This is a genomic window from Rhizobium leguminosarum bv. trifolii WSM2297, assembly GCF_000271845.1.
In genome coordinates, this window is record NZ_JH719393.1 from 1,906,133 (window position 1) to 1,918,402 (window position 12,270).

Below are 12,270 nucleotides of genomic sequence, written 5' to 3' on the forward strand. Positions count from 1 at the left end.
AGGTCAAATGGCTTCTTCAGACCTGCCCGATTACAACACTGTCTGGGTGAGGAATTGCGCCCGCAGCGTGTCGATGTCATAGAGATCGGAGACCGCGCCGCGCCAAGCGCCTATGCCTTCTGTGAGGCCACGCGAGCGGCCTTGGAGCTGTGACGCCGGAGCGCTCCCGCTGCTTCCTGAGCAAGCTCTTCCAAGTGGCAAATGAGACATTCACGGTCGTCATCCGCTTTGCGCAAGCCGCGGCGCGAACATGCCTCCAGCCAGCGTTAACCTATACATTTTGCGCAAAACCAGTCCAGACTGCGTCGCGAAAAGCCGCTTGACCGACTTTATCGGGGGCCGACAATTGCTCGATGGCCACGGTGCAATAAGATGGTTTTCGACCAAGGCCATGATGGTTGCGGTCCTCAAGCCCAACCCCGTTCATCCATCACCCCCAAACGGATGGAAGGGATCGTACATACGCACCCCATCCCGTGCGTATGCGTGCATGCCTGTCTGCCTGCCGAAGGCTATAAGCGGTCCACTATAGAACCTTCGGCAGGCGACTGCGCAGATCGCGAAGTGGGGCGTTCTCCATAACTCCAGCCTCTCGGCAAGACCGCCGCGTTTGAGCCTTTCGTGGCCTCACGGATACACCCCTTAAATTTGCCCTTCTGCGTAATCGTTTCATCACCGACAGCCGGCGGCCCGAAGACTTGCCTATTATTCCGAGTTCTGCCAGTTCCTGCCGTCGGGCTAAGAAACTGATCGGATGGAAGATGTCGACAATGCATTCAACGGGTTGGTTTTTTGACGCCTGCCACGTCCGAATTCGGCCTTTATCGGCTTGAGCAAATCGCTGATCCCGCTGCCGATACCGCGCGGAGATCCTCCTGCCCCGCTGAAGTGTGCTGCACTCCACGCCCCGATCGGCTAGGATATTGCCAAGTCTCGCCCATCCGCATCAATCCATCGGCAGCGATCGCGCCTCTCGCGGGGATGTGCGGGCAGTTGAGAAGAGCAGAGCAACGCAGCCACACTGAACAAGGGGAGCAGCATGTCCGAAACTAGCCATGCGCCATTCTCGTTTCGGTTTCGCGGTTCTTCGTTCGACAACATGGTCGAAACGCTCGGCGGCGCCTTCGGCGCATTCGATGCCGCGCCTGTCGGACGCGCCCAGGACTTCCACTGGGGGTTGGATTTTTCCGCCAGTGACAGCGCTGTCCTGCTGACCGGATATCACGAGGCGGAGTTTCAGTTCAATATCGAGCCAACCGTCGATACGGCGGAGTATCTGTCGATCGTCGTGCCGCGCAGCGGCGGCATGGGGGTGGCATATGGATCCCGCGTCGCCGAGGCGGGAGAAGGAAAACTGCTTCTTTATAATAATTTCGAACCAGACAGCGTCATCATGTACGGCCAGTCGAATGTCATCGACGAATTGCTGATCAACTGGTCGGTGATCCTGCAGACGATCGGCCAGACGTTCGAAATACCGTTCAGCGGCTCTCTCGATCTGCTGCCCGAGTTGGATCTGTCGACGCCGGTCGGCCGGACGATCGGCAATTTGACCGAAACGATCGCCATCGGCATGCGCGACGACGGCCCCTTGCTGCAGTCGCCGATCGCCATGGCGCATATGACGCAGGCGCTGGCCGATCTTGTCGTGCGCATGGTGCCTAACCGACTGTCGCATTTCCTCGACAAGGGGCCTGCCCTCATCGCTCCCCGCCATGTGCGCAAGGCGATCGAATTCATGCAGGCCAATATCGACCAGCCGATCACCATGCCGAAGGTCGCCGAAGCGGCCGGCGTCTCCAGCCGGGCGCTCGAAACCGGCTTCCGTGCCTTCAGGGGCACCTCTCCCGCCGTCTATCTGCTGACACTTCGTCTGCGCGCGGCGCGCCAGGACTTGCTCGATCCGGAGAGCACCGAAACCATGAAGACGATCTGTCTCAAATGGGGCTTCTTCCACTTCGGCCGGTTTTCCGCGGTCTATAAATCGACCTATGGGGAATATCCTTCCGACACCAGGAAGCGCGTCGGCCGTCGATAAAGCATATTGTCAGGAAGTGTGCGGGGGGTCCGGGACAATGCATAAAAACAAGGAGCGAAAGCCCTCGCTTACGGCGACGTAGACGGCGGCAACATATAGTGCACTCTCATCGTCCGCGGATCCCGCTTGACGATCTCAAGCACGTCTTGGCTCTCCGCCAGCGCATTGAGTTCACGCAGTACGAGGGAATGGGCGATCCCCAGCTTGCGCGCAAAGACGCGGCTGTCGCGCGCGATCCCGAGTTCGGCGGCAACGAGGAGACCGGCCTGGATGGATGTCAGCCTGATATCGCCCTCTTGCGCTGAAGCGACGAGGGCGAGAAACCGATCGACGTCGGCCGGCTCTTCACTCACGAGGCGTTTCGCCCGCGGAAGGACACCATGATCGACTTCGAGGTCGGCGTATCGCTTTCCTTGCCGGCGCTGCCGAGCGGCACCAGCACGTTCAGCTCGGGATAATAACCGGCGATGCTGCCCCGCGGAATGTCATAGGGCACCAGGCGGAAATCCTCAGCGATGCGCTCGATGCCATCATCATGCTCGCCGATCACGTCGACCCGGTCACCGGCCTCGGCATTCATCGCCTTCAGGTCGGCGGGATGAATGAAAATGACCTGCCGTTCTCCGTAGACGCCACGATATCGGTCATCGAGACCGTAGACCGTCGTATTGTATTGATCATGCGACCGGAAAGTCTGCAGGGCAAAACGATGCCCCTCACCCTTTCGCGCACGCTGATGCACCGTCTCCTCGGGAAGCGCCTCGGAGGAGAATGAGGCCTTGCCCGCCGGCGTATCCCACTCGCGATGGGCCGCCGCATTGCGCAGGTGGAAACCGCGCGGCTTGCGCAGGCGCTGATTGTAGTTTTCGAAGCCCGGAATGGTCGCCTCGATATGATCGCGGATAAGGTCGTAATCCTCGGCGAGCTCCGCCCAGTCGACCACGGCGGAACCGACCGTCGCTTCCGCAATGCCGGCAATGATGGCGACTTCCGACAGCAGGTGCGGCGAGGCCGGACGATTGATGCCGGCGGAGCCGTGCACCATGCTCATCGAATCCTCAACGCTGATGAGCTGGGACTTGCCGGCTTCGTTGAGGTCCATCTCGGTGCGTCCGAGGCAGGGCAGGATGAAGGCCGCCTCGCCCGGCATGAGATGCGAATGGTTGGGTTTGGTCGCGATGTGCACCGTCAGCTTCAGCTGCCGAAGCGCCTTTTCAACCAGGGCGCTGTCGGGCGTGGCGCGCGCGAAATTGCCGCCAAGCCCGATGAAGGCTTCGGCCGAGCCGTCGAGCATCGCGCCGATCGCGGCAAGGACATTGTGGCCATGTTCGCGGGGAACGGTGAAACGGAAGTGTTTCTCCAGCGCATCGAGGAAATCGTCCGCCGGCTTTTCGTTGATGCCGACGGTGCGGTCGCCCTGCACGTTGGAATGGCCGCGCACCGGGCAAAGACCGGCGCCCGGCTTGCCGATATTGCCGCGCAGGAACATGAAATTGGCGATCTCGCGGATCGTCGCGACCGAATGAAGATGCTGGGTGACACCCATCGCCCAGGTGCAGATGACGCGTTCGGCGTTGATATAGACATCGGCTGCCCGTTCGATCTCTTCCCGGCTCAGTCCCGATTGGTCCTCGATCTCAGCCCAGCTCGTCGCCTCGACCGCTACCTGATACGCCTGAAAATCCACGCAGTGTTCGGTGAGAAATGCATGGTCGAGAACGGAGGGAAGACCGGCGGCGACCGCTTTGTCTTCCGCGGCGAGCACAGCCTTCGCCATCCCCCGAACCGCGGCCATGTCGCCGCCGAGATCCGGCTGCAGGTATAGGCTGGCGATCTCGGTCGAACCGCCCCGCAGCATCTCGATCTTGTCCTGCGGATCGGAAAAACGCTCCAGGCCGCGCTCGCGGATGGGGTTGAAGACGACGACACGCGCGCCGCGGATCGCCGCCCGGCGCAGGTCGCCGAGCATTCGCGGATGGTTGGTGCCCGGGTTCTGCCCGATGACGAAGATCGCGTCCGCCTCTTCGAAATCCTCCAGCAGCACCGTGCCCTTGCCGACGCCGACGGCTTGGTGCATGGCGATGCCGCTTGCTTCGTGGCACATGTTGGAGCAATCGGGAAAATTGTTGGTGCCGTAGACGCGCACGAACAGCTGGTACAGGAAGGCGGCTTCGTTGCTGGCCCGGCCCGAGGTGTAGAATTCCGCCCGGTTGGGGGTATCGAGGCCCTTCAGGATGCTGCCGATCTCGGCAAAGGCATCCTCCCACGAAACCGGCAGATAACGGTCGCTCGCCGCATCATAGCGCATCGGATGCGTGAGGCGGCCGTTGAGTTCCAGTTCATAATCTGACCGCCGGCGAAGCTCAGACACCGTATTGTCAGCGAAGAAGGCCGGCGTTGCCCGCTTTTCCGTCGCCTCCCAGGCGACCGCCTTGACGCCGTTTTCGCAAAACTCGAACGACGATCCGTGTTCCGGATCGCCCCAGGCGCAGCCCGGGCAATCGAACCCATCGGGCTGGTTCGCTTTCAGCATGGTGCGTGCGCCTGAAATGGGCATGCCGCTTTGCAGCAATTGCTTGCCGCAGCTCTTTAGAGCGCCCCAACCGCCGGCTGCCGCCGATTTTTTGCCGATGAATTTTGTATCCATGCGCCTCTGTATTGTCGAAGCGCTAGAAACATCAAGGCCACAGAAATGATGGTTCGATAGAAAAAATCTATCGAAGCAGGATCCGGTTAACCGGCTTCCTTCACGGCATGCCGTTCGCCATTGGGCGAATGGGCCAGAATGCGGTTGCGGCCCTGGGTCTTAGCCTCATAGAGCGCGGCGTCGGCTTCGGTCAGAAGACGGTTCGGGTTGGTTCGAAGAACGGCTCCGGTCGCGCAGGAGATGCCGATGCTCGCCGTCACCCGGGCGAATTCGCTGCCGGAATGAGCGATATTCTCCTGGGCCAGGCGACGGGCGAATTGCTCGGCGACGATCATTGCGCCTTTGGCGCTGGTGTCGGGGAGGAACACCACGAATTCCTCACCGCCGTAACGGGCGACGATGTCTGCCGGCCGGCTGACCGATTGGCGCAGGCACTTGCTGACGTCACGCAGGCATTGGTCTCCGGCGGGATGACCATAAGTGTCGTTATAGGCCTTGAAGCGGTCGATATCGACCATCAGCAGGCTGAACGGCGTGTTCTTTCTGGCGCTGCCTGCGGTCTCGCGGGCGAAAGCTTCGTCGAAGGCGCGGCGGTTGACCATGCCGGTGAGGCCATCGGTTTCGGCAAGGCTCTTCAACTGCTCCGCCGACAGCCTGAGCGCGATTTCCGCCTGTTTCGTCGCCGTGATGTCGGAGACGACGGCCATGGCCGTGCCATCCTCGGCAAGCCTTGTCCGGATGCTGCGCCAGTCGCCGTTATGAAGCTGAACCTCTTCGTCCTTGTTGCTGTGCAGCGAGGCACTGGCGGCCTTGATCCACCCGTCCACATCCTCGGGGATACCGGGCCGCTCGCCGGTTTCGGCGACGCGGCGCAGGATGTCGCTAATATGGGCCCCGACCACACGGGCCTCTCCGGAGAGCGGGAAGGCATTGCGATACTGCTCATTGCAAAAGAGGATAAAACCATTGCGGTCGTACATGGCGATGCCATCGGACATGCCGGCCATCGCATGCGAAAGTAGGTTCTTGCTTTCACGCAATTCCCGCTCCAGGGCGGTGCGCTCGGTAACATCGCGCGTTACCCCGGCAAGGCCGATCACCCGCCCCTGCTTGTCACGCAGCGGCACCTTGGAAGCGAGCAGGAATCTGCCTTCGATATACTCGGTGGAATCGATCAGCGGCGCTCCGGTGTCCATGACCTGCTGCTCGAGATAATATAATTCCTCGGCGAGCGGCCGCGACATCAGATTGAAATCCGATAATCCGGTCATCTCCGCCGTCGTCCTGAAACGGAAGAGACGGGTCATGTTTTCATTGACGGTGATGAACCGGCTGTTTCGGTCCTTCACATAGAGATAATCGGGCGACTGCGAAAATGCGGTCACCAATATGCTTCGCTCCAGCTCCCATTGCTGCGTCTTCAGCAGAACGAAACCGCCGAGAACAGTCGCGAGGCAATTCAGTGCGATCAGGGGAAAACCGACGCCGGCCAGCACATGGGCATTCACCAAGGTGGGAAGCACGGCCATCGACAGGACCAATGCAGCGCCAAGGGCAAGGCTGAGCAGCGCAACGTCCTTAAGCCCTGGTGATCTCTTGCGGGTCCAGAAATGACCGGCCAAACCGATGCCGACCGCGACGGCCATTGTGATGATACCGTCGACCATCGCTGTGCCGCCGACGGCAAAACGAAAGGCCATCGCCAGCGCCGCGGCAAAAGCCGCCGCGATCGGCCCCCCGAACATGCCGGCCAATGCAAGCGGCGAAAAACGCAGGTCGATATAGATGCCGGGATGGAATTCAATGGCCAGCAATATGGATCCGATGGAGGCGCCGCCGGCTATGATTCCGAAAGCAATTTTTTCCTGCCTGAAGGACCGGCGCTGAAACTCGATCGAAAAAAGCGCCCAGAGCGAAATTGCCAGGCACACGAAAGAAAGGTTGCCACCGAATTGCGTCCAATTGCCATTCACCGCGCTGGATCCACCTTCCATTTCATGTAACGAACTCACCATAGGCGAAACTGGTTTGAGCTTGGTTAAACGGCTGCATTTTCCGATCTCATGGGGCGGCATGGAGTATCGACCAGCCAAGGTCTGGCACGCCGGCCATAATGCATGCTCAACAAACGCCCTGCTCTTCGTCCGGACATGGTTGCGACGGCGCAATATTGCGCTATTCGGATAGGCCTGCGCAATCGGACCATTATTGCGCGACCAAAAGGCTCACAGATGCCGATGGTTGCAGCGCGTTCCGCTGCCCCAGGCCAATGCCGGCATGGCCCGCCGGGCCTGCGTTACTTGCAGATCGCCCCGGCCAGAAAGCCGCGCATCGCCTCGCCAAAGGGCGGCCGCATCATATATTCCGCCTCCACCATCTTGCTCTGGCGATAGACGGCGCGCGGATGCGAGAAGGTGAGGAAACCGAACTTGCCGTGATAGGCGCCCATGCCGGAGTGGCCGACGCCGCCGAAAGGCAGGCCTTCGGCCGTGACGTGGCTCATGCAGTCGTTGACCGTCACCCCGCCGGACGTCGTATTGTCGAGAACGCGGCGCTCCTCTTCGCCATCCTGGCTGAAATAATAGAGAGCGAGCGGCCGCGGCCGGGCGTTGATGCGATCGATGACGTCGGCGATATCGCGATAGGCAAGAACCGGCAGCACCGGCCCGAAGATTTCCTCCTGCAGCGCACGCATATCTTCGGTGGGATCGAGGATCAGGATCGGCGGCATGCGATGGGTCGGTTGCTGCGAAAAACTCTCTCCCGCCGGATTGATCTCGACGATACGGGCGCCCTTGGCCCTGGCGTCGTCGACCAGGCCCTGGACGCGGGCATGATGGCGGCCATTGACGATCGAAGTGTAATCCGGATTTTCCTTCAGCGTCGGATACATTGCGGCGACCGCCGCCACCGCATGTTCGGCAAAGGCTTCGACGCTTTCCGCCGGCACGTAGACATGATCCGGCGCCAGGCAGATCTGGCCGGCGTTCAGCGTCTTGACCGTCATGACGCGCCGCGCCGCATCTGCCAGATCGGCCGAGCGGCCGACGATAACAGGCGACTTGCCGCCGAGCTCGAGCGTCAGCGGCGTCAGGTTTTCCGCCGCCGCGCGCATGACGTGATGGGCGACCGCGGTGCCGCCGGTGAAGATCAGGTGGTCGAAAGCAAGTGATGTGAAGGCCGTGCCAGTGGCCGGTCCGCCCTGCACAACCGCGATCTCCGCTTCGTCGAAGGCGCGAGCGATGAGTTCCGCCATCAGCGCTGATGAAGCCGGTGTCACCTCCGACGGTTTGATCATGGCCCGATTGCCGGCGGCGAGAATGCCGGCAAGCGGCGCAAGGGCGAGCTGATAGGGGAAATTCCAGGGGCTGAGGATTCCGACAACGCCTTTCGGCTGATAGACCACTTTGGCGACCGCATCGGGGAACCGTGCCTCGTGTTCTTCCGGCTTCAGCCATTCGGCGAGATGGGCCTTGGCATATTTGAGCGAACCGACGCAGGTGAAGACGTCGAGAAGCAGGCTCGCCTCGACACTGCGGCTGCCGAAATCCTCCGAGAGCGCCGCGGCAATCGCGTCCTTGTTGTCGACGAGAAGGGCGATGACGCGGTCGATGCGATCGATGCGGGTTTCAATGCTTGGCGGCCCTTCCGTAAGGAAAGACATTCTTTGCCGGCTAAGCAGAGCCTTCATGGCATCGGCGCTGGTATCGGTGGCGGTGATCGGGGTGACGGTGTTCATTGTTTCCTCCCTTGAACGGTGTCAGGCGGCCGGCTGGCGCACGACCGGTTTCAGCACGATGCCTTTTTCCGAATCCTCCACCGCCCGGTTGATGTCGGCGAAATCGTAGAAGGTAACGAGCCTGTCGAAGGGAAAGCGGCCCTGTCTGTGAAGGTCGATCAGCAGAGGGATCAGCACATCGGGATTGGAATCGCCCTCGACGATGCCGCGCACCCGGCGTCCGCCAGACAGGATATGGGTGAGGTCGAGCGTCAGCGTCGCCCCGTGAGGCGAAGCGCCGACGATGCCGCAGGTGCCGCGCGGCGCGAGCACCCGTACGCATTGATCGATCACGGCAGGCACGCCGGAGGCATCGATCGCATAATCGACGCCGGCGACGGTCAGCGCCATGATCGCGACAACCGCGTCGCCCGACTTGCCGTTGACGATATCGGTCGCGCCGAGTTCGGCGGCAAGCGCCAGCCGCGTCTCGTTGATGTCGACGGCGATGATTTTGGAGGCGCCGACGATCCTTGCCGCCATGACGGCGGCAAGACCGACCGAACCCATGCCGAAGACCGCGATCATCTTTCCCGGTTCAACCTTGAGCGCATTCATCACAGCACCCGCGCCGGTCTGGATGCCGCAGGCGAGCGGCCCGAGCAGCGTGAGATCGGCATCGCTCGGCACTTTCACGATATTGCGCTCATGGCAGAGCGCGTGGCTGGCGAAAGAGGACTGTCCGAAAATATTGCCGTGAACGCGTTCCCCTCGATAGGAGAGCCCGCTCGAACCATCTGCGCGCGCACCGAAGAAATTGCGCGGGAAGAATTCGTGGCAATAGGTCTCCTCGTGATCGTTGCAGCTCGGGCAATGACCGCAGGAATTGAAGGTCATGACCACGTGATCGCCAGGCTTCACCTTGGCAACGCCCGGCCCGACGCGCTCGACGATACCAGCACCTTCATGGCCGAGCACCACCGGCTGCGGCACCGGCAGGTGCTGGTCGCGCATGACGATATCGGTGTGGCAAACCCCGGTGGCAACGACGCGCACCAGGATTTCCCCCTCGCGCGGCTCCTCCAGATCCAGACTTTCCAGCGAAAGCGGCATATGCGGCGCACGCGCCACTGCGGCATGGATTTTCATTGTTTTCCTCCTCCCGATGATCAGCCCTCAAACGGCCCGGCGTGCCGGGCCATACCTTCAACTGCCGCGCTTGTAGGCGCCGAGCCCCGGCTGATAGGTCTTGTCGTCGAGGAACTGTTTCAGCCCCTCGTCGCGCCCCTTGGTTTTGTCGAGAAACAGCATCTGTTCTAGCTTGGCGTAGATGTAATCGTCGGCGAGATCCCATGGCAGGTTGCGCACGCGCTTGTAGGTGTCCTTGGCGGCCTTCAGCGTCACCGGGTTCTTTTCGAGCAGGCTCGCGCAGATCTTGCGGACGCGGGTTTCGAGATCGGCGAGCGGCACGGCCTCGTTGACGAGACCCATTTCCGCCGCCTTGCGCCCGCCGAACAGTTCACCGGTCATGATGTAGTAGAGGGCATCGCGATGGCGCATCACCTCGGCGACCGCGCGGGTGACATTGCCGCCCGGCAGGATTCCCCAGTTGATCTCGGAGAGGCCGAAATTCGCCTCCTCGGCGGCGATTGCAAGATCGCAGGAAACCAGCGGCGTGAAGGCGCCGCCGAAGCACCAGCCGTTGACCATGGCGATCGTCGGCTTTTCGAAATACATCAGCCGGCTCCACCAGTTGCCGGACTGGCGCCGCGCCTTCAGGGTGGCATCGCGCGGCTTGCCGTCATTGTCGCGAAAATATTCCTTGAGATCCATGCCGGCCGACCAGGATTGCCCGGCACCGCGCAGGACGAGCACACCGCAGCGCGCGTCACCCTCGAGTTCGTCGAGCACCTCGAGCATCCGGGCATTGAGAGCCGGGTTCATCGCATTGCGCTTTTCAGGACGGTTGAGGGTCACGAAGGCGATGCCGTTGTCGAAGTCGACAAGAACCGCCGATTGGTTTTCAGTCTCGTTCTTTTCAGTCATGGGGTCACTCCATTGGTTTCGGCATGAATGCCGGGGCCGCTTGATCAGGCCTTTTGTTGAAAGGTTTCTTCGGAATGCAGCTGGCGCAGAACATGTTTCTGCACCTTTCCGGAGGCTGTGCGGGGAATGGTTTCGACGAAGAAGATGCGCGCCGGGCGCTTGAAGGCGGCAAGCCTTGCGGCGCAATGGCCAGCGATCGCCTCGCCCGTTGCCGCAGCACCCGGCCGCAGCACGACATAGGCGATTCCGCATTCGCCCCACCTGGCATCGGGAATTCCGACGACTGCGACGTCGAGAATATCGGGATGACTTGCGAGCGCGGCTTCGACCTCGGCGGGATAAACATTCTCGCCGCCACTGATATACATGTCCTTCAGCCGGTCGACGATGCGATAGAAACCGTTGGCTTCGCGCCTTCCGAGATCGCCGGTGCGATACCAGCCGTCGGTGAAGGCGGCGGCGGTTTCAAGCGGCTTGTTCCAGTAGCCCGGCGTCACCGCCGGCCCGCGCAGCCAGAGTTCGCCGATCCCGCCTTCTCCGACGTCACGGCCCTCTTCGTCGACGATGCGGATGTCGAGCAGGGGCGCCGGGAGACCGACGCTGCCGGGATTGTCCTGCACTGCGCGCCGGTCGATCGGCACGTGCAGCACTGTTCCTGCCTCGCTCATGCCGTAACCGTTGACCAGCGCGACGCCATCGGCGAGATAGCTTTCGATCAGCACCTGCGTCAGCGGAGCACCGCCGACAAAAAGCGCGTGCAGGCCGGAAAGAGCCGCGGCGCTATAGGCGGGGTCGCTGCGCAAGGCGAGTGCGATCTGCGGCACCGCGAAATAATGGCTGATGGCGCGCTGCCGGTCTGCAAGGGCTGCGAGCGTTCGCGCTGGGGTGAAGCGGTCGGAGACGACAAGCGTGCCGCCCAGCATCAATGTGGTGCGCGCCACCGCAATCAGGCCGATGGTGTGGAAGAACGGCAGGTCGCACAGAGCGACGGTTTCAGGCCCGATCTCCCCGACAAAGGAAAAATTGATGGCGGCGAAGAGGGCGTTGCGGCGGGTGATGACGACGCCCTTCGGCTGTCCCGTTGTGCCCGAGGTGTAGAGAAGCACGCAAGGTCCATCTGCATCGGCCGGCAACGGAGCAGCCGGAAGGCTCGCTTCGATCCGCGCAGCGAGGCCGGCCGGACCATCGGCCGTCGAGATCGCCGCCATATTGGGATGGGCGTCCGCAAGGCTCGCCACATCAGCCGAAAACTCCTCGTCGTGGACCAGGAGCGCCGGGGCACAATCGGCAAGGATCGGCCGAAGCTCGGCGGCGTTGAGGCGCCAGTTGAGCGGCACGTAGATGGCGCCGGCACGCTGGCAGGCAAAGGCCAGCACGATCGCATCCATCGAGTTGCGCGCCAGCATGGCGACCCGCGCTCCGTCCCGCCGCGCCCCCAACATATCGCTCAGGAGGCCGGCGCAACGGGCGATCCGGGCATCGAGCTCGGCGTAGGTGAGTTGGCGGCCGGTGGCGATCTCGAACAGCGCCAGACGATCCGGCGCGAGGCGGGCGCGGTAAAGGATCGGATCATCCGTCACCAGCCCGCAATCCGCCGGCGAAGCCATCCCGGAAAAGGATTGTGCCATATTCTCCTCCCATGCCCACCGCTCCCACAGCAGGCATCAAATTTGTATGTAACACATACTAATATCTTTTCCCGGATATGCAAGAGCCGTTTACGGCGATCCGATCATTCGAACGGGCGCGGGAAATATTGCCACCGCCGATATTGACTAACCCGCTGATTTTGATGGTTATGGCGCCTGAGCGAGGCGAGAC

8 protein-coding genes are annotated in these 12,270 nt (G+C 61.8%); 1 reads left to right on the forward strand and 7 read right to left on the reverse strand.

The annotated features are described in order from the left end of the window. Positions 1–1,039 precede the first annotated feature (1,039 nt). Positions 1,040–2,038, forward strand: coding sequence for an AraC family transcriptional regulator (locus RLEG4DRAFT_RS63175; protein ID WP_003575731.1), 999 nt, complete (start codon positions 1,040–1,042; stop codon positions 2,036–2,038). A 68-nt stretch (positions 2,039–2,106) separates the two neighbouring features. Here RLEG4DRAFT_RS63175 and RLEG4DRAFT_RS63180 read toward each other — a convergent pair whose 3' ends face one another. The 7 genes from RLEG4DRAFT_RS63180 to RLEG4DRAFT_RS63210 form a co-directional block, all read right to left on the reverse strand. Next, a complete protein-coding gene (locus RLEG4DRAFT_RS63180; RefSeq protein ID WP_003575728.1) occupies positions 2,107–2,391 on the reverse strand; it encodes a hypothetical protein in 285 nt (94 codons plus the stop codon). Next, positions 2,388–4,685 (reverse strand): FdhF/YdeP family oxidoreductase, encoded by a 2,298-nt coding sequence (locus tag RLEG4DRAFT_RS63185; protein ID WP_003575725.1) that lies wholly within the window; start codon positions 4,683–4,685, stop codon positions 2,388–2,390. The genes RLEG4DRAFT_RS63180 and RLEG4DRAFT_RS63185 overlap by 4 nt, the downstream gene beginning before the upstream one ends. 86 nt (positions 4,686–4,771) lie before the next feature. Next, positions 4,772–6,700: a diguanylate cyclase gene (locus RLEG4DRAFT_RS63190; RefSeq protein WP_051040881.1), complete on the reverse strand. Its 1,929-nt coding sequence runs from the start codon at positions 6,698–6,700 to the stop codon at positions 4,772–4,774. 281 nt (positions 6,701–6,981) lie between these two features. After that, on the reverse strand, positions 6,982–8,424 hold the full coding sequence (locus tag RLEG4DRAFT_RS63195; protein WP_003575721.1) for a coniferyl aldehyde dehydrogenase: 1,443 nt from the start codon (positions 8,422–8,424) through the stop codon (positions 6,982–6,984). Positions 8,425–8,445: 21 nt separating this feature from the next. Further along, entirely contained in the window at positions 8,446–9,552 is a 1,107-nt protein-coding gene (locus RLEG4DRAFT_RS63200; RefSeq protein ID WP_003575719.1) for an NAD(P)-dependent alcohol dehydrogenase, read from the reverse strand. Positions 9,553–9,609: 57 nt separating this feature from the next. Next, positions 9,610–10,449: a p-hydroxycinnamoyl CoA hydratase/lyase gene (locus tag RLEG4DRAFT_RS63205; protein WP_003575716.1), complete on the reverse strand. Its 840-nt coding sequence runs from the start codon at positions 10,447–10,449 to the stop codon at positions 9,610–9,612. 44 nt (positions 10,450–10,493) lie between these two features. Continuing rightward, positions 10,494–12,077 (reverse strand): AMP-binding protein, encoded by a 1,584-nt coding sequence (locus tag RLEG4DRAFT_RS63210; RefSeq protein WP_003575715.1) that lies wholly within the window; start codon positions 12,075–12,077, stop codon positions 10,494–10,496. Between the last annotated feature and the right edge of the window lie 193 nt (positions 12,078–12,270).